Annotated in this window: 20 protein-coding genes, 1 other RNA gene and 2 other annotated features; of the genes, 4 read left to right on the top strand and 17 right to left on the bottom strand. The window is 36.7% G+C overall.

Going from position 1 to position 23543, the window contains the following annotated elements:
• Positions 1-68 precede the first annotated feature (68 nt).
• From mltG to cymR, 10 genes are all read right to left on the bottom strand, one after another.
• A complete protein-coding gene (gene mltG, locus HF876_RS00180) occupies positions 69-1187 on the bottom strand; it encodes an endolytic transglycosylase MltG (protein WP_169358026.1) in 1119 nt (372 codons plus the stop codon).
• A gap of 97 nt (positions 1188-1284) precedes the next feature.
• Positions 1285-1578, bottom strand: coding sequence for a DUF1292 domain-containing protein (locus HF876_RS00175; protein ID WP_169358025.1), 294 nt, complete (start codon positions 1576-1578; stop codon positions 1285-1287).
• Positions 1579-1589: 11 nt separating this feature from the next.
• The gene (gene ruvX, locus HF876_RS00170) at positions 1590-2009 is read right to left on the bottom strand and encodes a Holliday junction resolvase RuvX (protein ID WP_169358024.1); all 420 of its coding nucleotides are present in this window, start codon (positions 2007-2009) and stop codon (positions 1590-1592) included.
• A gap of 2 nt (positions 2010-2011) precedes the next feature.
• The gene (locus HF876_RS00165; protein WP_053588802.1) at positions 2012-2278 is read right to left on the bottom strand and encodes an IreB family regulatory phosphoprotein; all 267 of its coding nucleotides are present in this window, start codon (positions 2276-2278) and stop codon (positions 2012-2014) included.
• Positions 2279-2354: 76 nt separating this feature from the next.
• Complete coding sequence (gene alaS, locus HF876_RS00160) at positions 2355-4988, bottom strand: alanine--tRNA ligase (RefSeq protein ID WP_169358023.1); 2634 nt, start codon at positions 4986-4988, stop codon at positions 2355-2357.
• Between the two features lie 85 nt (positions 4989-5073).
• Positions 5074-5290, bottom strand: a binding site (T-box leader).
• A 37-nt stretch (positions 5291-5327) separates the two neighbouring features.
• Entirely contained in the window at positions 5328-7769 is a 2442-nt protein-coding gene (recD2, locus tag HF876_RS00155) for an SF1B family DNA helicase RecD2 (protein ID WP_169358022.1), read from the bottom strand.
• 20 nt (positions 7770-7789) lie between these two features.
• On the bottom strand, positions 7790-8449 hold the full coding sequence (locus HF876_RS00150) for a tetratricopeptide repeat protein (RefSeq protein WP_169358021.1): 660 nt from the start codon (positions 8447-8449) through the stop codon (positions 7790-7792).
• A gap of 14 nt (positions 8450-8463) precedes the next feature.
• Complete coding sequence (gene mnmA / locus HF876_RS00145; RefSeq protein ID WP_169358020.1) at positions 8464-9579, bottom strand: tRNA 2-thiouridine(34) synthase MnmA; 1116 nt, start codon at positions 9577-9579, stop codon at positions 8464-8466.
• An 18-nt stretch (positions 9580-9597) separates the two neighbouring features.
• Positions 9598-10731, bottom strand: a complete 1134-nt coding sequence (locus tag HF876_RS00140; RefSeq protein ID WP_169358019.1) for a cysteine desulfurase family protein — start codon at positions 10729-10731, stop codon at positions 9598-9600.
• A 17-nt stretch (positions 10732-10748) separates the two neighbouring features.
• Positions 10749-11171 (bottom strand): cysteine metabolism transcriptional regulator CymR, encoded by a 423-nt coding sequence (gene cymR, locus HF876_RS00135; protein WP_169358018.1) that lies wholly within the window; start codon positions 11169-11171, stop codon positions 10749-10751.
• Between the two features lie 483 nt (positions 11172-11654).
• Between cymR and HF876_RS00130 the strand changes: the two genes are divergently transcribed.
• Positions 11655-12941 carry a replication-associated recombination protein A gene (locus tag HF876_RS00130; RefSeq protein WP_169358017.1) on the top strand — a complete coding sequence of 429 codons (1287 nt, stop codon included), beginning with the start codon at positions 11655-11657 and terminating at the stop codon, positions 12939-12941.
• A 77-nt stretch (positions 12942-13018) separates the two neighbouring features.
• Here HF876_RS00130 and HF876_RS00125 read toward each other — a convergent pair whose 3' ends face one another.
• From HF876_RS00125 to ssrS, 3 genes are all read right to left on the bottom strand, one after another.
• Positions 13019-13213, bottom strand: a complete 195-nt coding sequence (locus tag HF876_RS00125) for a hypothetical protein (RefSeq protein WP_169358016.1) — start codon at positions 13211-13213, stop codon at positions 13019-13021.
• Between the two features lie 69 nt (positions 13214-13282).
• On the bottom strand, positions 13283-14044 hold the full coding sequence (locus tag HF876_RS00120) for a tRNA threonylcarbamoyladenosine dehydratase (protein WP_169358015.1): 762 nt from the start codon (positions 14042-14044) through the stop codon (positions 13283-13285).
• Positions 14045-14796: 752 nt separating this feature from the next.
• Positions 14797-14983, bottom strand: a non-coding RNA gene (gene ssrS, locus HF876_RS00115) — 6S RNA.
• A 235-nt stretch (positions 14984-15218) separates the two neighbouring features.
• On the opposite strand from ssrS, the gene HF876_RS00110 reads away from it, so the two are divergent.
• Together HF876_RS00110 and HF876_RS00105 are read left to right on the top strand one after the other, a co-directional pair.
• On the top strand, positions 15219-15848 hold the full coding sequence (locus tag HF876_RS00110; protein WP_169358014.1) for a LysE family transporter: 630 nt from the start codon (positions 15219-15221) through the stop codon (positions 15846-15848).
• Between the two features lie 129 nt (positions 15849-15977).
• The gene (locus tag HF876_RS00105) at positions 15978-17186 is read left to right on the top strand and encodes an MFS transporter (RefSeq protein ID WP_169358306.1); all 1209 of its coding nucleotides are present in this window, start codon (positions 15978-15980) and stop codon (positions 17184-17186) included.
• A gap of 165 nt (positions 17187-17351) precedes the next feature.
• Here the strand turns inward: HF876_RS00105 and HF876_RS00100 are convergent, their stop codons facing one another.
• From HF876_RS00100 to hisS, 3 genes are all read right to left on the bottom strand, one after another.
• Positions 17352-17627 (bottom strand): YqhV family protein, encoded by a 276-nt coding sequence (locus HF876_RS00100; protein ID WP_169358013.1) that lies wholly within the window; start codon positions 17625-17627, stop codon positions 17352-17354.
• Between the two features lie 341 nt (positions 17628-17968).
• Positions 17969-19741, bottom strand: coding sequence for an aspartate--tRNA ligase (gene aspS, locus HF876_RS00095; protein ID WP_251555621.1), 1773 nt, complete (start codon positions 19739-19741; stop codon positions 17969-17971).
• Positions 19741-21018 carry a histidine--tRNA ligase gene (hisS, locus tag HF876_RS00090; protein ID WP_169358011.1) on the bottom strand — a complete coding sequence of 426 codons (1278 nt, stop codon included), beginning with the start codon at positions 21016-21018 and terminating at the stop codon, positions 19741-19743. The genes aspS and hisS overlap by 1 nt, the downstream gene beginning before the upstream one ends.
• A 54-nt stretch (positions 21019-21072) precedes the next feature.
• Positions 21073-21305: a binding site (T-box leader), on the bottom strand.
• Positions 21306-21418: 113 nt separating this feature from the next.
• On the opposite strand from hisS, the gene HF876_RS00085 reads away from it, so the two are divergent.
• Complete coding sequence (locus HF876_RS00085; protein ID WP_169358010.1) at positions 21419-22978, top strand: N-acetylmuramoyl-L-alanine amidase family protein; 1560 nt, start codon at positions 21419-21421, stop codon at positions 22976-22978.
• 101 nt (positions 22979-23079) lie between these two features.
• On the opposite strand, the gene dtd is transcribed toward HF876_RS00085, so the two are convergent.
• Positions 23080-23517: a D-aminoacyl-tRNA deacylase gene (dtd, locus tag HF876_RS00080; RefSeq protein ID WP_169358009.1), complete on the bottom strand. Its 438-nt coding sequence runs from the start codon at positions 23515-23517 to the stop codon at positions 23080-23082.
• Between the last annotated feature and the right edge of the window lie 26 nt (positions 23518-23543).

The following is a 23543-nucleotide window of genomic DNA, read 5'->3' as shown; positions in this document are numbered from 1 at the left end:
AAAAAACCCATCTTATAATAACATAGCAGGAGAAGGAAAGCGATAACCTTCCTTCTCCTGCATGCTAATTATTTTAAATGTTCGTCTATTTTTTGAAGATGTTCATCATATGTCTTAGAAAAATGATTTTTTCCTTCTTTATCAGCTAGGAAATAGAAGTATTCTGTCTTTTCTGGATCTAATGTTGCCTCTATAGACATTTTCCCTGCATTTGCAATCGGACCTGGTGGTAATCCTTTGTTTTGGTAAGTATTATATGGATTATCAATTTCTAAGTCCTCAAATAATACACGATCTTTATGGCTTCCTAAAGCATAAAGTACAGTCGGGTCGGTTTGTAATGGCATATCAATTTCTAAACGGTTGAAAAAGACACTAGCTATTTTTTCACGGTCTGTTTGAGCAGTTGCCTCTTCTTCCAATAAGGAAGCAAAGGTTAAAAGCCAATGAACAGACTTTTCTTCTGCTTGTAGCAATTCATAATAAGGTGCCAATGCTTTGTCCGTTTGAGCCAATAACATTTCTGCTATTTCTTCATTTGTCGGATTTTCCTCGTAAAATGGATATGTCGATGGATATAAATAACCCTCTAATGCGTAACGGATATTTTCCCCTTTAATTTCTTCTGTTAACAATGTAGGGTACTTACTCATCATGCGATCAACAAATTCAGCGTTAGTAACTAGTTCAAAGAATTCCTTGGAAGAATTTCCAGTCTTCTTCTCCACTACATCTCCAATTTGCTCTAGAGTCAATCCTTCTGGAATGGTTAAGGTTAGTAGTGGTTCCCTGTAAATTTTACCAGTTTTAAGACTTTCGATAATTTCATCTAAAGTCATATCCTTAGACAAATCATATGTACCTGCTTGAAAATCAGATTGGTTATTAAACTTAACATAGTATTTAAAAATCTTTGCGTTTTTAATTATTCCATTTTTTTCAAGGGTCGAAGATATGCTATCGATACCTGAGCCAATTGGAATTTCAACTGTCACTTTCTCAGTAGAGTCAGGATCCATTGGTGAAAGAGCACCTTTTACATAGTTATAACCAGTGAATCCAGCTATAGCAATAACGACCAACAGAACTAATGCTATTATCATTACTATTTTTCTAACAAGTTTTACTTCTTTTTTTTTGTTTTTCATCTGATCAAACATTATCTCTTTTTTTGATTTGTTTTCCACGGGCTTTCCCCCTTTATTCTCCCTTATTATACATGATGCTCAACAAAAAGAAAAAGGATGGAATGAGAATACTCAGTCCACCCTTTTTAGATTTGAATTAGTCTTCGTCTTCTTCTGTTTCATCTAAAGATGTGTTTAACATTTCTTCGATCATATCCCATTCAGCATCTGTTTCGATTGGATGTAAATCTCCATCTTCTCCGTTTTCATTTGGAGTGAAAGAAGAAGCATGAATTTCTATTTCTTCGTTCTCATCTTCTTCAGCACCGATAGGGTAGTAAAGTACATAAGATTTACCGAATTCATCTGATTCAAATGTAAATAATACGTTACAAAGCTGTTCATTTCCGTTGTCATCAACGATTGTGATATTTTCTTGTCCGTGGTCCATTTGTGGTCACCTCATCTGTTTTTTCTATCAAGATATCCTTGTAAAATCATTACAGCAGCCATTTTGTCAATAACTAGCTTGCGTTTTTTACGACTAACATCCGCATCTATTAACATACGTTCTGCAGCCATAGTTGTCAATCTTTCATCCCATAATGTTACTGGAAAGTTATATTTATCAGTTAACAGCTTGGCAAATTGTTCCGAAGCTTCTGCACGCGGTCCGATAGAATTATTCATGTTTTTAGGAAAGCCTACGACGAACTCACTCACTTGATGTTGTTTTACCAATTCATCAATTCGTTCCATCCCAAACTCTTGTGCATCTTCGTTAATTTTAATCGTTTCAATCCCCTGGGCTGTCCAACCGAGGGCATCACTTATTGCAATGCCCACGGTGCGAGAACCGACATCTAAACCCATTATTCTCATAATTACGCCTCATTATTCTTTTTAATATAGAACTTAACTAGCTCCTCTAAAATTTCATCTCGTTCTAATTTACGGATCATATTTCGAGCATCTTGGTGGCGAGGAATATAAGCTGGATCACCAGAAAGTAAATAGCCAACAATTTGATTTATAGAGTTATATCCTTTTTCCTCTAATGCAGAGTGAACCTGAAGCATCACATGTTTGACTTCTTGTTCCATCGATTCCTCTGGGAAATTGAATTTCATTGTTTTATCAAATGAACTCATGATCAGCACCTCGCTTTCAAATTGGTAATAATGTTTGCTTAGTTATTTGTTAAGTATACCCTATTTTTGAAATAGTTTAAACTGATTTGATGTATTCGTAAACGGAGTTAAGTGCAAGCTCAAGCTTACTTGCGTCTTTAGCCCCAGCCATGGCAAAGTCCGGACGACCCCCACCTTTACCTCCACATTGTTCAGCGACTAGTTTGACAATATTTCCAGCATGGTAGTTCCCACCTACTAAATCCTTAGTCACTCCAGCAGAAATCATTACTTTTTCCTCGTCTACAGCACCTAAAACTATTACAGCATTATCCATTTTTTGTTTTAAATCATCCATCATTTGTCTTAGTTGATTATTATCCTTAGCCTCTACTTTAACAGATAGCACCGTAATGCCATTAATAGTTTGAGCTGATGATAAAACGGAAGATGCCTGACTATTAGCGATTTTAGCAGATAATGATTCATTTTCTCTTTGAATGTTTTTCAATTCACTTAATAATTGAGAAACCTTCATAACTAAATCCTTTGGTTGAGCTTTTACTAGTGAAGCAGCTTCCGTAAGAAGCAATTCTTCCTCTTTAATAACCTCAAATGCACCTTTTCCAGTAACTGCTTCAATACGACGTGTTCCTGCACCGATACCGCCTTCAGAAAGAATTTTAAAGTAACCTATCTCAGAAGTGTTTTTCACATGCACTCCACCGCAAAGCTCTAATGAATAAGCTCCCATTTGAACTACTCTCACAATATCTCCATATTTTTCTCCGAAAAGAGCCATAGCACCCATATTTTTTGCCTCATCAATATTGTGATATCCAGTTACTACCGGAATATTATCCCACACCTTTTCATTAACTATACGCTCGATTGTTTCTAACTCTTCTTTCGTTACTTGCCCAAAATGAGAAAAGTCAAAGCGTAGGCGATCTGGTCCAACATATGAGCCTGCTTGGTTTACATGTGTTCCTAGAACTTCTTTTAAAGCTTGATGTAGGATATGTGTTGCTGAGTGATTCTTTATAGTGTGACCTCTTAATGTTTGATCTACTGTAGCTACTATGTCAGCTCCAACCGTCATTTCTCCAGACTCAATAATAACAGTGTGTAGATTTTGACCATTCGGAGCTTTTTGAACATCCTTTACAAACCCACGGAAATTATCATTTTCAATTGTTCCATGATCTGCTATTTGGCCCCCACTTTCCGCATAGAAAGGTGTCTGCGTTAAAATAATTTTCACTTCATCGCCTTCTTGAGCAGATTTAACTAATTCTTGCCCAAGTACAATAGAGGTAACCTTTGTAGTGACACTTAGCGTATCGTAGCCAACAAACTCACTTTCATCTTGTAAGTTACTAAAAACAGCAGATTGCACCTGCATAGAATCTACATTCTGACGAGCAGCACGTGCTCTAGAACGTTGAGCTTCCATTTCAGCTTTAAAGCCCTCATGATCAACTGTCATATTTGCTTCTTCTGCATATTCCTCTGTTAACTCAATCGGGAAGCCGTATGTGTCATAAAGTGTAAAAGTCGTTGTTCCAGGTATAAATGACTCACCTTTTGAACGTTGCTCCTCAATTACTTTTTCTAAAATGCTAAGCCCATCGTGTAGTGTTTCATGGAATCTTTCTTCCTCTGTTTTAATAACACGCATGATGAAGTCTTTTTTCTCTGTAACTTCTGGATAGAAATCCTTCATGATTTCCCCTACTACAGGTACAAGCTCAAATAAAAATGGCTGATCGATACCTAGTTGTTTTGCAAAACGGACAGCTCTGCGAAGAAGTCTTCTCAGTACATAGCCGCGTCCTTCATTGGAAGGTAAAGCACCGTCTCCAATAGCAAATGCAACGGTACGAATATGGTCAGCAATTACTTTGAAAGCTACGTCATTCTCCTTGTTTTGGCGATACTTCTTACCTGCAATTGTTTCAGTTTGCTCGATAATCGGCATGAATAGGTCTGTATCAAAGTTAGTTGGAACATTTTGTACAACACTAGCCATACGCTCCAAGCCCATTCCAGTATCGATATTTTGCTTTGGTAATGGTGTATATGTGTGATCTGGATTATGGTTAAACTCAGAGAAAACTAAGTTCCAGATTTCTAAATATCGATCATTTTCTCCACCTGGATAAAGTTCTGGATCATTTACATCATTACCATAGGTTTCACCACGGTCATAGAAAATTTCTGAATTAGGTCCACTCGGTCCTTCTCCAATATCCCAGAAGTTTCCTTCTAATCGAATAATACGCTCTTCCGGAATACCAATTTCATCCTTCCAAATAACATATGCCTCTTCATCTTCTGGATGAATGGTAATAGATAGCTTTTCAGGTTCAAAGCCCATCCACTTTTCATCAGTCAAAAACTCCCAAGCCCAATGAATTGCTTCTTTTTTAAAATATTCACCGATTGAGAAGTTTCCTAGCATTTCAAAGAACGTATGATGTCTAGCTGTCTTTCCTACATTTTCAATATCATTTGTACGAATAGATTTTTGTGCATTTGTGATTCTTGGATTTTCTGGAATTACACGTCCATCAAAATATTTTTTTAAGGTAGCAACTCCACTATTGATCCAAAGAAGTGAAGCGTCATTAATCGGTACAAGTGGAGCAGATGGTTCTTGTGAGTGACCTTTTTCTATAAAAAAGTCTAAATACATTTGTCTAATTTGTGCACCAGTTAAATGTTTCATTTTTTCATTCCTCCTAATAATATTATTCCTCTTTAACAAAAGATTTGACGCGATGCAAAATAAAATAAAAAAAGCCTTCATCCCAAAAAGGGACGAAAGCTATTATTTCGCGGTACCACCCTAGTTACATAATAGAATACAACCTTATTATGTCTCTTAAGAATCCTTAACGCAGATTTACGGCAGGTATTAGCTGCACTCAGGAGTAGCTTTCCTAATTGTTATACGCTGGGGATTCTTTCAGCCAAAGGAATCCTTCTCTCTTCAGGTAACAACAGTACTTTCTCCGTCATCATGTTTTATATGCAATTTTGATTATAATTAACAATTTGTACTATGTCAATCGGTATCTAAGAACTCATATGGGGTAATATCCTTCATACCTATAAGAGGATCGATTAAATGATAATTATCTGCTGACAAATATGTTGAGTCCACTTCATCATCAACAGACAACGTCTCTTCAGTACTACTTTTTTCTGTAGATACAGATGTTGTAGATTTTGTCTCTATTTCTTCTTTTTCTTCATCTGCTAAACGTTCTTTTAATGTAGTTAAACGCTGCAAGTCATCTGTTCGTTCAACGCCAAATTTAAATACCTCTGGATCTCCACAAAGAATTAAGAAATTTTTAGCACGAGTAATTCCAGTGTAAAGCAAGTTACGTCTAAGCATTTTCATATAGCTTCTCGTAACAGGCATAATGACTGTTTGGAACTCACTACCCTGTGATTTATGAACAGAGCAACAATACGCTAGAGTAATTTGATTTAAGTCATTCTTTTCATACGTAACTTCATTGCCATCAAAAGAGACAACAAGCATCTCTTTCTTCTCAACCGTTTCGTTGGCTCTAAAAATAGCAACAATTTCTCCCATATCGCCATTGAATACGTTACTTTCTGGTTGATTTACTAGCTGGAGTACTTTGTCACCTATTCGATAAATGGTATCTCCAAAGGTCATTTCCTTACGTGTTCCATCGGTATTCGGATTGACCATCTCTTGAATCATTTTATTTAACGCATCTATTCCAGCAGGCCCTCTATACATAGGAGCTAGCACTTGTATCTCTCGAATGGATTGACCTTTAGACAATGCCGCCTTTAACACTTGTTCTACTACTTTTGGGATTTGTTCAGTCGTTGCCTTGATAAAGGATCGATCTTTTGTTTTAGCGGTAAGTGTAGCAGGTACACTTCCTTGTTTCATTTCATGTGCTAATTCTATAATGGAGGATCCCTCCGATTGTCGATAAATATCAACCAGTTCCACTGTTGGAATTCTTTTAGATGCCAGTAAGTCCTTTAATACTTGACCTGGACCAACAGGCGGGAGCTGGTCTTGGTCACCAACAAAAATAACCTGAGCATCCTTAGGGATAGCTTTTAAAAGCTGATGACCTAGCCAAGTATCTAGCATAGAGGTCTCATCAATAATAACTAGTCTTCCTTCAATTTCTTTACCTTCTGTATCGGTGTCCTCTTGGCCATTAAAGCCAAGTAATCTATGAATGGTCATTGCAGGCAGCTCTGTAGATTCACTTAAGCGCTTGGCTGCTCTACCGGTAGGTGCAGCCAGAACAATTGGAAAGGGCTTTTGCTCCTTCGCCCATTCCTTAGGATCTAAGGACAGCCCGTGCAATTCAGAGTATAGTTCTACAATTCCTCGTACAACGGTTGTTTTCCCTGTCCCAGGTCCTCCTGTTAATAAGGTAATATTCGAATTAAGAGCTGTTTCAATAGCCTTGATTTGTGTATTGGCATATTTAACGCCAAGACGTTTTTCTAAAGGACCTAAATGCTTCTTAATTTCTTTTAAAGGAAATTGGTGAATATCTTTAGCCATTAGTAAAGTTTCTACCTTGGAGCTGATGCCAACCTCTGAAAAATAGAGAGATGGGATATAAAATTTATTTACCTCACCAACAATCCTACTTTCCTCAGCTAGCTCTATACAACATTGTGTTATTGACTCGTAAGAGATTTCTTCTCTTTGTGCATTTTCAAGCATTCTTTTAACGTCTTCTAAAAGCTGCTCAGCATATTGAAAGACATGACCCTCACTTAGCGAAGAAGTTTGAAGTAAATGGTATATCGCTGCTTTTATACGATCCGGATGATTTCCTTTTATCCCGAGCTTATAACCTAACTCGTCGGCACGTACAAAACCAACCCCCTCTACATCTTCTATTAAACGATATGGGTTTTCTGTTAACTTAGCAATTGTTTCTTCTCTATACGCCTGATAGATTTTCATGGCAACTTGGGGACCAAAACCCCACTCGTTTAACTGAATCATCACTTTTTCTAATCCTAAATTTTGTTCTAATGTGGCTCTAATAGTTTGTTTTTTATCTTCACCTAGCTTTGGAATAATATCTAGAGACGCTGGATCATCTAAAATTCGATTAATCGCATTTTCTCCTAGTTTCTTAACAATTAGCTCCGCGGTCTTCCTACCTATCCCAGGAAACATATCACTAGATAGATAATGAACAATCCCTGTCTCTGTTGCCGGGACCTCCTTTTGGAACGTTTCGACTTGAAACTGTATTCCATACTTTGGGTGATTTTTAATAACACCTGTAAATTTATACGCTTCTTCTAAAACTAACTGGGGGAAATAACCTGTAACAATTATTTCTTTATCTGTGTATGTAGTATTAGTGGATTTTATCTTTAGTTTAATAATGGAGAATAGATTTTGTGGATTATGAAAGATAGAGACGATTGGTCGACCAGATATAAATTGTTTTTCGTTATTTATTTCATTTATCATTTCAATCGTCTCCTAACTTCCTAATTGCGTAGTGAAATCATATCGTATACATATCTAGCTTGATCATAGTTTGGTTGTATTGTAAAAGCTGCTTTTAAATGTTTAAGAGCGCTTTCTGTGTCAGATGTAGACACTGCATATAAAACTCCCATGTTGTAATGGGCATCCGCGTTTTCTGGGTCTAGCTCTAATATTTCTTTAAAAATTGGTTCTGCCACATCGAACATTTCAAGGCTTGCCAGAGCGATACCATACGTTAATTTAATCTGAATATCTTGTGTCTCGTCTAATTCGTAAGCTCTTTGAAGATATGGAAGTGCAAGCTTCGTTTGATCAATCTTCTGAAAGCTTTTTCCTAGCATGAAATAAGCATCTGGACCTTCAATACCATTTGTAATTGCTTTTTCATAAAGCTTTGCTGCTTCTTCAAAGCGCTCTGTATTATAATACAAATTAGCTAGGCTATAAAAGGCTGTTGCAGCTTTTTCGTCTAATGTGATTGCCTTTTGAAAAAAGCGTTCTGCACGTTCATTTTCATTCATAGAAGCTAGTAGGTTTCCAAAGTTGATAAAACCGATTGATTCTTCTGGGTTTTCTTCAATTGCTTTGTTAAACCATTCTGCTGCTTTTTCATAATTTTCTTCTTGTATTGCTTGTATCCCTAGTTCATTGTAATTCAAATCCAATACCTCCATTAACCAACGTAATCCAATTTAAGTCCATCTTTAAAAACCTCGTCTATCGTCGCTCCACCAAGACACTCATCTCCTTGATAGAAAACAACTGCTTGTCCTGGAGTGATAGCGCGAACTGGCTGATCAAATACTACACGAACACGATTTTCAGACAGTAGCTCTACGTGAACTCCAACATCTTCCTGACGATAGCGGAATTTCGCTGTACACTTAAAGGAAGATGGTTTGTCTAGCGTAGTTGTAAATGATAAATCAGTAGCTGTAAGACTCGTAGAGAACAAGGCGTCATTATTAATATTCTGACCGACTAATAATACATTTCTTGCTAGGTCTTTTCCGATAACAAACCAAGGGTCTCCAGCTCCACCAATACCTAAACCATGGCGTTGACCAATTGTGTAATACATTAAGCCATCATGTTTACCCATTACTTGACCGTCCATTGTTTCCATAGTACCTTGCTTAGCTGGTAAGTACTGACTTAAAAATTCTTTAAAGTTTCTTTCACCTATAAAGCAAATACCAGTAGAGTCTTTCTTAGTTGCAGTTGCTAGACCTTGTTCTAATGCTATCTCACGGACTTTTTTCTTCTCTAAATGACCGATTGGAAACATAACCTTTTCTAATTGCTCTTGGTTAAGTTGATTTAAGAAATAAGTTTGGTCTTTGTTATTGTCCTTACCACGCAGCATTCTCGTTTGGCCTTCTTTAACTTCTACTTGTGCATAATGTCCTGTTGCAAGATAATCAGCTCCAAGTGCCAATGCATACTCTAAAAATGCTTTAAATTTAATTTCCTTGTTACACATTACATCAGGGTTTGGCGTTCTGCCCGCCTTGTATTCTTCTAAAAAGTAAGAAAATACTTTATCCCAATACTGTTTTTCAAAGTTAACGGCATAATAAGGGATACCAATTTGATTACAAACCTTTATAACATCTTCGTAATCCTCTGTTGCTGTACATACACCGTTTTCGTCGGTGTCATCCCAGTTTTTCATAAATATACCGATTACATCGTAACCTTGCTCTTTTAGCAGATAAGCAGCTACGGAGGAATCAACTCCTCCAGACATACCTACTACTACTCTTGTATCTTCTTTTTTCTTCATCATTTAACTCACTCTTTTCAGTTATCCAAGAATAATTTTACTTATTTTATTGGCCGCTTCTATTGCTTCTTCTTTTGTATTGTTTAATCCAAAACTGAATCGCACTGAATTTCTCAGTTCAGGTGTTTTTTCACCATACATCGCTACTAGGACGTGCGAAGGGTCAATGGAGCCAGCGGTACAAGCAGAACCACTTGACGCATCAATCCCAGCTAAATCTAACTGTACGAGAAAAGTCTCCACATCTGTTTTGGGGATACTTACATTTACTACATGAGGTAGTAAATTTTCTAGTGAGCCATTTATTTTAAACTCTACTCCATTTGTTTGTAATTGCTCAACAAATGTATCTCTTAACGTTCGATAATGCTCGTTGCTTTTTTCAATGTTTTGCTGCTTAATTTCCACTGCTTTTGCAAAGGCAACAATTGCCGGAACATTTTCTGTACCTGCACGTTTTTTGCGCTCCTGTTGACCACCATACAATAATGGTTTAAGGTAAATATCCTTATTTTGATATAGAAAACCGATTCCTTTTGGTCCGTTAATTTTATGACTGGAGACACTGAGCAAATCGATATAGGTCTCTTTTACATCAATTGAAACACTTCCGTATGCTTGTACTGCATCTGTGTGGAAATATGCTTGATGATCCTTTAATATGTTGCCTATTTCTTTTATAGGTTGAATGGTACCTACCTCGTTATTGGCAAACATAATGGAAACTAAAATAGTATCTTGTCTTAAAGCGTTTTTCAAGTCATCTATACTGATTAAGCCTGTTTCATCAACCGGTAAGTATGTTATTTCAAAGCCTTCTTTTTCAAGCTGCTGACATGCATGCAAAATTGCATGATGCTCAATCTGTGTCGTAATAATATGTTTACCTAAAGCTTTACGGGCATAGGCAGTACCAAATAATGCGTAGTTGTCTGCTTCTGTCCCACCACTTGTTATAGTTATTTCAATTTCTTGTGCTCCAATTGATTGAGCTAATATTCTACGAGCATCATCTAATTTTTTTCGAGCAATTCTTCCTGTTTGATGGATACTTGATGCATTGCCATAAACATTATTCATCTCTTCTACTAAAGTATGGACAACTTGCTCTGCCATAGGTGTTGTTGCAGCATGATCTAAATATATTCTATTCATAATGAACTCTTAACTCCTTATATATAAAACATGTACCCTTCCAAATCAGGGTTTTCTTCAGTGTATTTGGACAAATCTTCAATCGTTGTCGTATCAAGCACATTTTTAACTGCATCACGAATTCTTAACCAAAGCTCGCGCTGTGGCGCTGCTTCCTCATCTATACCTTCTACAATTTGAATTGGACCCTCTAATACACGAATAACGTCGCCAGCAGTTATCTCATTTGGCGCTTTAGATAGCATATAACCACCATACGCTCCTCTAACACTTTTTACTAAGCCAGCATTACGTAAGGGTGATACAATTTGTTCTAAGTAAGCTTCAGATAAGGAGTGCTCCGTAGCAATTTGTCGTAAAGCATGTGGACCTTCTCCATACTGTTTCCCTAAAGCTACCATGATGGTAAGTCCATACCGACCCTTTGTTGAAAATTTCAACGTTTTCACCTCATTTTAATTTAACAAATTACTTATTTAATCATTCTTAAGTATAATTTTTGCGTTTAATGTTATATTCATCAGGGTATAAAAAATTCTTTCCCTAGTATAGCATAACTCATAGTGCTAACGACTTCAAAATGACTTTTAGTCCCATCTTCTATATAATAAAGGAACAAATGTACGTTTTAAAGCACTAAAAATCATTTGTTTCTTAAATGGCTGAGTAAAAATAATAAAAATGCAACTAGCCGAAGCTTTTAATTTACTGAAATAGCCAAATATATTCTAAAGTCAAAATAACTTTTCTCTTACACTTGGTTTTATCACCTTTCGGAGAGATTTTTGACTGTTCAGCGGGGTTTATCACCATTCACTGTACGATTATCTCCGTTCGTGCAGTTTTATCACCGCTTAGGCATAGCCCTGATCCACAAAAAAGAAAAAATCTAGATAAATACATAGAAAAAGGAGAGATTCATTTTGCAAAATGAACCATTAGCCTATCGAATGAGACCACAAACAATAGATGAAATTGCAGGACAGCAACATGTAATTGGGAAGAATACAGCCTTATATAAAATGATTATCAATGGGCATGTTCCCTCCATGCTTCTGTACGGAGATCCAGGTGTAGGCAAAACCTCTTTGGCTTTTGCCATAGCTGGAACAACCAAGCTCCCTTTTGTCGCCTTAAATGCAACTAAAGCTGGGAAGAAAGACGTGGAGGATGTTGTGGCCGACGCAAGAATCAGTGGAAAGATTATATTATTTTTAGACGAAATTCATCGATTCAACAAACTACAGCAAGATACTCTTTTGCCACATGTTGAAAATGGTTCTATCATTCTGATCGGTGCAACAACGGAAAATCCTTTCCATGATGTCAATCCAGCGATTCGCTCCCGTTGTGGAGAGATTAAACAGTTGAAGCGGCTTACTACGGAGGATGTAGACGTTCTTCTAAAAAGAGCTTTAGAGGATAGCGTTAAAGGTCTCGGTAAAACCCCTATTAAAATAACAGAAGAACAACTATTAAAGATTGCAGATGCCTCGAATGGTGATGCTCGTAAGGCTTTGACTCTATTAGAATCAACTATTTTTGCAAGCTTTGAAGAAGATGGTATTACCGTAGTAGAAGATTCTACGCTGGATAGCCTTATTGATCGCGTAGGTGTATTTGGAGATAAAAAGGGCTCTCACTTTTATAACTTATTATCAGCCCTTCAAAAATCAGTGAGAGGTAGTGATACGGACGCAGCTTTATATTATCTTGCACACCTTTTAGAAAATGGGGATTTGGTAGCTGTCAGTAGAAGACTTTTGGTAATGAGCTATGAGGATATTGGACTTGCCAATCCTGCAGTAGGACCACAAGTATTAGCAGCAATTCAATCAGCAGAAAGACTAGGGCTTCCAGAAGCGCGTATTCCCCTCGCTAATGCAGTAGTTTTAATGTGCTTATCCGAGAAATCCAACTCTGCATATGTAGCACTCGATAAGGCGATTAGCAGTATCCATGCAGGTAAAACCGGGGATATTCCAAGTCATTTAAAGGATACTCATTACGCTGGTGCGAAGGAACTTGGGCATGGGGGCTATGTATATCCACATGATCATAAAATAGGAACGTTCGGCGGTTGGGTGAAACAAACCTATCTTCCAGATAATTTAGTCGGTACAAGATTTTATGATCCGATAGATGCTGGAGAAGAAAAGCGATTGGCAGCTATTTATAATCGTTTGGAAAACTTTAAGAAGGAAAAATAAAGTCAAAAAAACACGAGTCATAAAAATTTAAAAAGCTACCGAAAAACATCGGTAGCGTTTTGCTTTGCTTATAAGGATTATACACCCATTTTTCTGCGTGTATTGCTTACCTTTTTAGTTTGTTGACTTTTCATTTTTTGGTTAGCTGCTGGACCAGTTCCTTTTAAGTTACCACCACCAGCTTGGTTTTTCTTTTCTTCTAGCTTTTGTTTCACAGCTTCTTGAAGAGTCATTTTTTTCTTTGGCTCTTCCTGATTTTTTGTTTCAGTCATTTTAGATTCCACCTCGTTTGAAATGTGATTAGTTTTAGTATAAGTGATGTAAAAAAAACTGCAACCTATTTACTGCACTCTATTAATTGTAATATTTTTTGTAATGTCATTTATTACCCAACTAGCACAAATTAAGCCAACGACAGAGGGCACAAATGCATTAGAGGATGGTGGCATCTTAGCTTTACGGATAGCAGCATCTGGCTTTCCAACTGTTTCTACTACGTCTTCTCTTACTACAATGGGGCTTTCATCTGAAAATACAACTGGAATTCCTTTAGTGATCCGATCTTCCTTACGTAACTTTGTACGGATTACTTTAGCAAGTGGATCGGTATGTGTCTTAGAAATATCAGCAATTTTAAATCTAGTTGGATCTGTTTTGTTGGCAGCTCCCATACTAGAAATTATTTTAATGCCACGCTTTAAACATTCTTTCATCAAATGAATTTTATATATTATTGTATCCGATGCATCTATAACATAATCAATTTTCATATCAAAAAATTGTTCATACGTTTCTTCGGTATAGAACATATGCATATCAATTACTTCACAATCTGGATTAATGTCTGCGATTCTTTCTTTCATTACCTCAGACTTTGATCGGCCTACAGTAGACATGTAAGCTACTAATTGACGATTTATATTTGTTATATCCACATTGTCCTTATCTACTAAAATAATTCTACCCACGCCACTTCGGGCGCATGCTTCCGCGGCAAATGACCCAACGCCTCCTACACCCAAAATAGCTACTGTTGTATTCTTTAACAGCTCTACTCCTTCTCTTCCTATCGCAAGTTCATTTCTAGAAAATTGATGTAACATAAAAAAACACTCCATTTATATAAGATTAGTTGGTTTTATCTTTTCACTACTCAAATATTATCACATTAGTTCCAGTCGAGTACTATTCTATTAATATTTTACCCTCGAAAATTTATTATAAACGATGGAGTGTACTATGGTACACAGATAAAGTATTTACTAAATTCACTAATTTTATAGCGTTAGGAAATGCTAGATTGGATTAGAGTAACTCTAATTTCCAGTTTATTTTAGGCTATGTTAAAGGGTAGGGTTGATTTATGATGCAAAGAAATCTTAAATCAGAGAGTAGAATTGATTTCCGCCCCAGCCGGACGCTTTCCTCGAGGTGAGCGATAAGCCATCACCCATCGCTTACGCGCATGGTTGTGATGTCTTATCTGTCTCCCTCATCCCGTAGGAGTCGCCGCCTGTAGCTCCAATTAATAAATGGAAACCGCTTTAGCATCGATAAAGTGCTAATCAATTTAATCGCATAAAAAAAGCTGAAAAACTGTAACCAACCAATTTCATCATCTATTTATGTTCTTAATAGCCATTTGAACGGTCTTTTTTTATGTTTACAGTCACTATAAAAAAGAATTTTCAGTCAAAATCAACCAATAACTTTAAAAAAGTTTATTTTTATAAGAATAATGACATTTAGATGCTTAAAATTATGAAAATATAATAGAGTTTTGTAAGAGTAAATGTATTTATTATTCATTCCACTAAAAAAGTCCCCTGCAAATACAGGGGACTTTTTTAAATAGACGAATCCCAATCGTGCCGACTAATAGTGCTTATCGTTTTGAACCCGCACAGAGCAGGTGGGTGTCCTCTTCATTGTCTTTGAAGTCCCTAACTAGAGGGCATGTCATTAACAATAAAAGTGAGACTCCCGACGATATAATTGTTCGGTCAAAACTGATTGGCGTTTCGCGAACACATCAGGATTCGTATTACTTGTATAATAGCATATCCCTTTTAAAACTTCAATGAATATACCATGATATTATTTGACTATTCAGAATCATGAAGGATAGTAGATATATCATATATAATAGCTTTCTTCCATTATCCTTCCCTTCTCTCACACTTTCAAACGTCGATAAAAATACTCTATAAAACTAGTCCTAGATATCCTTGTCTATGAATAATATACATAGACAAGACATTAAACGGAGGGCTCTATGTGAATTCACTAACCACTTATTTTATATTAGGTATATCCCTGGCTGCACCAATCGGCCCTGTAAAGGCGACCTTACTGAACACTGGCATAAAAAACGGTTTTTTTCATGCTTGGTTTTTTGGTTTAGGAGCAATAGCAACTGATATTCTCTACATGTTAATGGTGTACTTTGGTGTCGGACAGTTTATTGACAATCCAATGATGAAAACGTTTCTTTGGTCTTTTGGATTTTTTGTCCTCATGTACACAGGGATTGAAAACTTGTTAACGGTAAATAATATTTCTATGGATGCGAAATATCGAAAAGTCGTACGGTTGAGACATTCCTTTCTATCTGGGTTACTTATGGCTCTATTGAATCCTTTGACTATTTTATTTTGGCTTGGAATTTATGGTTCCATACTTGTTGGTGGAGCAAGCGGCTCTTTATCAGGGCTTGAGGTTATTTTGTATAGTATTACTATCTTATTAGGAATTACACTTGTCGATCTGACGATGGCCACTATTTCTAGTGGTTCTAGAAAATTATTATCTACTCCTCTTTTAAAAACTGTGTCCATCATCTCTTCTATATCCATGATAGGTTTTGGTATTTACTTCGGAATTCAGGCTTACTATTCTTTATTTTAATTTTTAACGAGAAATCATTTCTTATAAATATATGCATAAAAAAATCCCTTCAGGAGAACATACCTTTATTCTATAAAAATTGAGGTGTGTAGGTTGGGGAAGAAAGATGAAAATCTTAGCGTAAGCAAGATGACTATTATTAGTATAGCTTCGATTCCATTAGTGATGACACTTGGGAACTCCATGCTTATTCCCGTGCTTCCAATACTGGAGAAAAAGGTAGATATTAGTTCTTTTCAATCAAGTATGATTATAACTAGCTACTCAATTGCTGCCATCATTCTTATTCCAGTTGCTGGCTATTTATCTGATCGATTTGGGAGAAAGAAAATTATATTGCCTTGCTTACTTTTAGCATTGATCGGTGGTCTTATAGCTGGAATGGCTTCCTGGAAAATGGACAGTCCTTACATGATGATCATTATTGGTAGGGTTTTGCAAGGCATGGGTGCTGCCGGTGCTATGCCGATTGTCTTGCCTCTAGTAGGTGATTTGTTTAAAGATGATCCAGAGAAGACAAGCTCCACCTTAGGTTTGATTGAGACATCAAATACCTTTGGTAAAGTATTAAGCCCTATCTTAGGTTCAGCTATTGCTGCTGTACTATGGTTCTTCCCATTTTTCTCTATCTCTATTTTTAGCGCCATCGCCTTCATACTCATATTATTTTTCGTTAAAGTTCCAAAAGGAGATAACGAAGAACCAGATAAACTTAAGGAATTCTTAAAGAAGGTCAAGGAAACATTTAAAGCTGAAGGTAAGTGGTTAACCTCGGTATTTTTAAATGGAATATATGCGATGTTCGTTCTTTTTGGGGTTCTATTTTATCTATCTGAAATATTGGAGAAGATTCATGATATTAAAGGAGTTAAAAAGGGGTTTGTATTAGCAATTCCTTTATTATTCTTATGTATTGCATCTTTTATTACGGGCAGAAAAATAAAGGGACAATTGAAAACAATTAAACGTCTAATGATTATTACACTCATCGCGGCCTCAGCAAGCGTTGTATTTATAGGCTTTGTAAAAGACAGTATCTTTTTATTGATCGCTGTTTCGAGCATTCTTGGAATCGCAATTGGTGCTATTCTTCCTGTTTTAGATGCCATTATAACTGAAAACATTATAAAAGAAGAACGGGGCACCATCTCTTCTTTTTACAGCTCTGCTCGTTTTTTAGGAGTAGCAGCAGGACCACCTATCCTATCATTAGTCATGAAAAACTATATCAATCCTTTCTATATAGGCTGTGGTGTTTTAGGAATTATACTCACGTTTCTTGTCTTTAAACTCGTTAAAGTTAGTGAAATAGAAAAAAAAGATAAAAAGCCCGCTTAAAATATAGATAAGATATAAAAATGAAACCGATAATGCTTTCAAGTTATCGGTTTTTTTATGTGCAACAACTTTATATAAATCCCCCAAAAAAATTAGCACCAACTTCCATTCTCACTATTGAGAAGGAAACATGTGCTAGTTTTTTTAGCTTATAATTTGATAAACTCATTTTGAATTTACACTAAACAGAATCAATAAAATACCTGCGAATAGGCATACGATTCGAGTCATAGATATTTTATCCGCTAATCCCAATAAACCTATACCTGTCGTAACAATCAAAATGCAAGGCCCTACTAGTGCAAGCATTGAATTAATATAGAATGCTTTTTCTAAGTCGTTAAACTTTAGCATAAACATGGCTGCAGTAATTTCAATGCTACCAGATGCAAGTCTTAATAAAATTATAAAGAGTAATGCCTTTTCAATAACTCCAATCATCCTTCCAATTATGTATAATCTCTTAAAAGTATATGTGACCTCATCTTAAATTATTTTAGTTAGTTTTGTTATCTTCCGATTATTATTGAGTTTTAGCATTACGTGTGTTTTCAAGGTATCCCTTCTCTACTTTTAATTGTGACTTCACTTTTTAGGTGTCACTTTCTCCTCTTTATGTTGCACTTCTCTTCCAATTACGTGCGCCTCGCTATGATTTAGGTGTCACTTCCACTAATTTTAGGTGCGAATTCCACTGATTAAGACCAACTTCTCTCTTTGTGACTCACAAATAAAAAACCACCTTTTAAGCATAAATTTCATGCTTAAAAGGTGGTAACTATTTATTGTTCTTTTTTATTTAAGCTTAACTGTAGTTCATCAAGTTGAGCTTCTGCTACTGGGCTTGGTGCTTGTGTCAGTAAGCAGCTAGCACTTGCTGTCTTAGGAAAAGCAATTGTATCACGAAGATTTGTTCTTCCTGATAGAAGCATAACTAAACGGTCTAATCCGAATGCTACTCCACCGTGAGGAGGTGTACCATATTCAAACGCCTCCATTAAGAATCCAAACTGAGCTTTTGCCTCTTCGTCAGAGAATCCAAGAATTTCAAACATTTTTTCCTGTACTTCTCTTGAATAAATACGAAGAGATCCGCCACCTAGCTCATAGCCATTTAAAACAAGGTCATACGCTTGTGCTTTTACTTGGCTTGGGTCTGTTTCCATCAACGGCAGGTCTTCGTCAGCAGGACGTGTAAATGGATGGTGGGCTGCATAATAACGTCCTTCTTTTTCATCGTACTCGAATAATGGCCAGTTCACGACCCAAAGGAAAGCATAACGACTTTCATCAATTAGCTTTAAATCTTTACCAAGCTTCAAGCGTAACGCTCCAAGAGCATCTGCAACTACTGATTTCTTGTCGGCTACAAATAGTAATAAATCTCCTGCTGCAGCATCTAGAGTTTGGATAAGCGTACTTGCTGCTTCACCTTCAAAGAATTTTGCAATAGGACCTTTAATGCCTTCCTCGTCAACTTTAAGCCATGCAAGACCTTTTGCTCCATAGCGAGATGCATATTCTCCAAGGGCATCAATATCTTTACGTGAATAGTTATCGGCTGCTCCTTTGACGTTAATAGCTTTTACCTGGCCGCCGGCTTCTACTGCAGATGCAAATACTTTAAAGGAGCTATCCTTCACTTGCTCTGAAAGATCTGTTAACTCTAAACCAAAACGAACATCTGGTTTATCTGATCCGAATCTTGCCATTGCCTCGTCATAATCCATTCGTGGGAATGGAATGCTAACATCTACTCCTTTAACATCCTTCATGATCTTTTGCATCATCCGCTCATTCATCTCAAGAATGTCATCCATAGACAGGAAGCTCATTTCCATATCAATTTGAGTAAATTCTGGTTGACGGTCAGCACGTAAATCTTCGTCACGGAAACAGCGAGCAATTTGATAGTACTTTTCAAATCCTCCAACCATCAGCAACTGTTTGAATAATTGCGGAGACTGAGGTAAAGCGTAAAACTCTCCTCCATGTACACGACTTGGTACTAGGTAATCTCGAGCTCCCTCTGGCGTAGATTTCGTTAGGATTGGTGTCTCTACTTCAAGGAATCCTTCATCGTCTAAGAAACGTCTAACTGTTTTAGTAATATCTGAACGCATCTTAAATGTGTCATACATCACTGGTCTTCTTAAATCTAAATAACGATATTTTAAACGAACATCTTCCCCTGCGTCTGTTTGATTTTCAATAGAAAAAGGAGGATTTTTTGCTTCATTGATAATGGAGATTTCATTTGCTTGGACCTCAATTGCACCAGAAGGGATGTTGCGGTTTATTTGATTTTCTGCACGTGCAACGACAGTTCCTTTAATTTCAATGATAAATTCGTTTCTTAACGTATTTGCCACCTGTAGAGCAGTTTCTGAAATTTCTGGATTAAATACAACCTGTACAATACCAGTACGGTCTCTCACATCAACGAAAATAAGTCCACCCAAATCTCTTCGTTTTTGAACCCAACCGATTAGTTGAACCGATTCACCTATATGTTGTTCGTTAAGTTGTCCACTTGTATGCGTTCTGTTCATGATTATTTTGCCTCCGTTAATTTTTTCACTTCATCTATTAAGGATGTAAATGGTATTAGCTGTTGAGTCCCGGTAGTTAAATCTTTTAACATAACACTTTGTTCTTCGAGTTCATCTTCACCGATTACAATTACTGCTTTTGCTTTTAATCGGTCCGCTGATTTCATCTGTGCCTTTACTTTACGGTCTAAATAGTCCATATCAGCAGAGATTTTGTTTTGACGAAGCTCAAAGGTAAGCTCTGTCACCTTTTTCTTAGCTTCCTCACCCATTGCAACTAAGTATACGTCTAGCGATGTAAGGTCTGGAAACTCAATTTTTTCTGCCTCCATTGCAAGGAGAAGCCTTTCAATGCTCATCGCGTAACCGATACCCGGAGAATCGGGACCACCTAGCTCTGCTACTAAGCCATTATATCTTCCTCCACCAGCTAGCGTAGTGATGGCACCAAATCCCTCAGCAGTACTCATAATTTCAAATGCAGTGTGGTTATAATAGTCTAGTCCTCGTACTAAATTAGGATCTACCTCGAACTCAATATTTAACGTTGTTAAGTATTCTTTAACTTTTTCAAAATATGCTGCAGATTCTTCATTTAAATAATCTGTTAAAGATGGTGCTGTGGCCATCAAAGGATTGTTACGATCTACCTTACAGTCTAAAATTCGCAGTGGATTTTTTTGCAATCTATTTTGGCAATCAGAGCAAAATTCCTCGATATGCGGTTCAAAGTGGTTCACTAAAGCTTCTCGGTGAGCAATTCGACTTTCTGTATCCCCTAGTGAGTTAATCACTAGCTTCAAGCTTTTTAAACCAGCTTTTTTATAGATCGACATAGCTAAAGATATTACTTCAGCATCGATTGCTGGGTCAGCACTACCGATTGCCTCCATACCAAATTGAACAAATTGACGATATCTACCAGCTTGTTGGCGCTCATAGCGGAACATAGGTCCCATGTAATATAGCTTTACTGGCTGATCAGGATATCCAAACATCTTATGTTCTACAAATGACCGTACAACTGATGCTGTTCCTTCAGGTCTTAACGTAAGTGAACGATTTCCTCTATCCTGAAACGTGTACATTTCTTTTTGGACGATATCAGTTGTATCTCCTACACCTCTTTTGAAAAGCTCTGTATGTTCAAAAACTGGAGTTCTAATCTCTTTATAGTGATACATACGGCATTCTTCTCTAATAAGTTCTTCAACTACTTGCCACTTCGCTGTTTCAGCAGGCAAGATGTCTTGTGTTCCTCTTGGTAATTTAATATCCATTATGTTGGACTCCCTTCAAATACAAATAAAAAAAGCCCTCATCCCTTGCATATAGCAAGGGACGAGAGCTTTTAAGCTTCCGCGGTTCCACCCTAGTTGGTTAATAAATTAACCCTCTCAACGCTGGATAACGGCCAGATCCGTTTTTGCCTACTAAAGCATACTCTTTCGACAAAAAACCTCTCGAATGTTGTTCACTGTAAGGGTCTGTAGGAAAGATTTCAGCCACGTCTTTCCCTCTCTTGTCATTCCTGATAAACAGTTACTTTTTCGGTCAATGGTTTGTTTTAATTTTTAATTATACTTTATCATAATAACGTAAATGAAATAAGTCAACCTTTTTAAATAAATGGTAGTAATTTTTTGTTAGACTATTTACAATAAAGAGAGAGGTGATCCAATGAATAACAAAATAGTCCACAAATTGGTAACATTATTACTAGTATTTACGCTCTTCATACCTTTTGTTAATATTCAGGTTCAAGCTCAAGAACAAGAGGCTATAGTAAGTGTATCGTCTTTAAAGGTGCGTAGTGGTCCGGGATTAACATATGACACAATTGGTTCAGTACATAAAAATGATAAGCTAACAGTAGTCGGAAAAGAAAATGATTGGTTAAAAGTTAAATACAAAAATACTACTGGTTGGGTTGCTAGCTGGTATGCAACTATTGAGACGGAAGGTTTAGAGAATAAGCAAATTGTCTCCAAAGTAAATAATTTAAACGTTCGTACAGCTCCTTCAGTTTCTTCCGCCGTTATCGGTAAATTAAATGAAGGTGAAAAGTATGTTGCACATCAATCAGAAGATGAATGGGTTGAAATTGATTACAATGGACAAAAGGGATGGGTAAATAATACATATGTGACGATAGTAGATCATACTGAAACAAAAACTCCTGCACCATCCACATCCATAAAAGAAAGAAAGTTTGTTATTTCTGTTGATGCTTTAAATGTACGTGCTAAACCTGACTTATCTTCCAAAAAAATAGGTCAAGTTAACAAAGGAGACCAATTTAACGTGCTTGCTACGGACCATCAGTGGGTTCAAGTAGAACTTGAAACAGGAAAAAAGGGATGGCTATATAGCTTTTATGGTAGTTTTACAAATGCAGTAGAATCTAGTTCAAAGTCCACTTCATCAGAGTCCATTACTGTGCTATATAGTGGAACAAATATCCGCGCTGAGAGTAATACTAACAGCGAAGTAGTGAAAAGAGCTGCGGCTGGTGAATCATTTAAAGTCATTGAGACAATTAATGACTGGTTTAAAATCGATTTAGGAAATGGAAAAAATGGGTATATCGCTAACTGGGTAGTATCCTCCTCAGAAGAAACAAATACTCCGGAAACATCAAAAGAAACAGAGAAAGAGCAAAAGAAAGAAAAAGTAACAAGAAAAAAAGGGACACTAAAAGGAGCAACCATTGTAATTGATGCCGGCCACGGTGGAAATGATCGTGGGACAACTGGTGCTTTAGGGACCGATGAAAAAGATATAACGCTTAAAACAGCTGAATTGCTCTCCTCCAAACTGCAAGCAGCAGGTGCTAATGTTAGGATGACCAGACAATCGGATGAATATGTAGACTTACGTAAAAGAGTTTCTATAGCGCATCAAGTGAATGCTGATGCTTTCATAAGTCTCCATTACGATGCCATTAATAATAGTTCCGTACGAGGCTATACAACATACTACATGAATAGCCATCAAAAAGAGCTTGCTAACTACGTTCATAAAGGACTCGGTGACATGATTTCCTTAAAAAATCGTGGTGTTCAACCAGGTAACTATTTAGTACTTCGAGAAAATAAGCAGCCTGCTATTCTTATAGAATTAGGATATTTGAGCAACCCAACTGAAGAACAGCATGTAACTACACGAGCATTTAGGGAACAAGCAACTCATGGAATATATAATGGTATTATCGACTACTTTGATAGTCAACTGAAATGATTAACAAGCTAATTGTCTTTTAACATTTATGAAGTAAACAAAATAAGTCCTGAAAATTTTACTGTACGTAAAACTTTCAGGACTTTTAATATAAAGTAAGACTAAGCCTCAAGCACGATAGTCACAGGGCCATCATTAGTGAATGTTACATCCATCATGGCTCCAAAAATCCCTGTTTCCACTTGGATTTCCTTTGCCTGTAACTTGCTATTGAAAAGCTCCCAAAGTGGCTTAGCTTGTTCTGGTCTAGCAGCTTCTATAAAACTAGGACGTCTTCCTCTTTTTGTATCTGCATAAAGTGTAAATTGAGAGACAGAAAGAATGGAACCATTCATTTCTTGAATGGAATGGTTCATCTTACCATCTTGATCCTCAAATAACCGTAGTCCCGCTATTTTCTCTACTAAATAATCGACTTCTTTTTCCGTATCTGTAGTTGTAATTCCTACTAATAACATATATCCATGATCTATCTGACCAGTAATTTCACCGTCTACTGTTACTTTTGCATTTTTGCATCTTTGTAGAACTACTTTCATCTAAATTTACTCCCTTTAACTAAATT

Origin of the sequence: Psychrobacillus sp. BL-248-WT-3 (assembly GCF_012843435.1) — a bacterium.
Lineage (GTDB): Bacteria > Bacillota > Bacilli > Bacillales_A > Planococcaceae > Psychrobacillus.
This window is presented reverse-complemented; position numbering and strand designations above follow the sequence as displayed.

Bases quoted from the DNA above. Each gene is read 5' to 3' on its own strand.
- HF876_RS00165 (WP_053588802.1), bottom strand. From the start codon at position 2,278: ATGAGTTCATTTGATAAAACAATGAAATTCAATTTCCCAGAGGAATCG.
- alaS (WP_169358023.1), bottom strand. From the start codon at position 4,988: ATGAAACATTTAACTGGTGCACAAATTAGACAAATGTATTTAGACTTT.
- HF876_RS00120 (WP_169358015.1), bottom strand. From the start codon at position 14,044: ATGTTACATCAATTTTCTAGAAATGAACTTGCGATAGGAAGAGAAGGA.
- recD2 (WP_169358022.1), bottom strand. From the start codon at position 7,769: ATGATAAATGAAATAAATAACGAAAAACAATTTATATCTGGTCGACCA.
- dtd (WP_169358009.1), bottom strand. From the start codon at position 23,517: ATGAAAGTAGTTCTACAAAGATGCAAAAATGCAAAAGTAACAGTAGAC.
- HF876_RS00100 (WP_169358013.1), bottom strand. From the start codon at position 17,627: ATGATTGGAGTTATTGAAAAGGCATTACTCTTTATAATTTTATTAAGA.
- hisS (WP_169358011.1), bottom strand. From the start codon at position 21,018: ATGGATATTAAATTACCAAGAGGAACACAAGACATCTTGCCTGCTGAA.
- ruvX (WP_169358024.1), bottom strand. From the start codon at position 2,009: ATGAGAATAATGGGTTTAGATGTCGGTTCTCGCACCGTGGGCATTGCA.
- HF876_RS00140 (WP_169358019.1), bottom strand. From the start codon at position 10,731: ATGAATAGAATATATTTAGATCATGCTGCAACAACACCTATGGCAGAG.
- mnmA (WP_169358020.1), bottom strand. From the start codon at position 9,579: ATGATGAAGAAAAAAGAAGATACAAGAGTAGTAGTAGGTATGTCTGGA.
- HF876_RS00105 (WP_169358306.1), top strand. From the start codon at position 15,978: ATGACTATTATTAGTATAGCTTCGATTCCATTAGTGATGACACTTGGG.
- HF876_RS00085 (WP_169358010.1), top strand. From the start codon at position 21,419: ATGAATAACAAAATAGTCCACAAATTGGTAACATTATTACTAGTATTT.
- HF876_RS00125 (WP_169358016.1), bottom strand. From the start codon at position 13,213: ATGACTGAAACAAAAAATCAGGAAGAGCCAAAGAAAAAAATGACTCTT.
- HF876_RS00175 (WP_169358025.1), bottom strand. From the start codon at position 1,578: ATGGACCACGGACAAGAAAATATCACAATCGTTGATGACAACGGAAAT.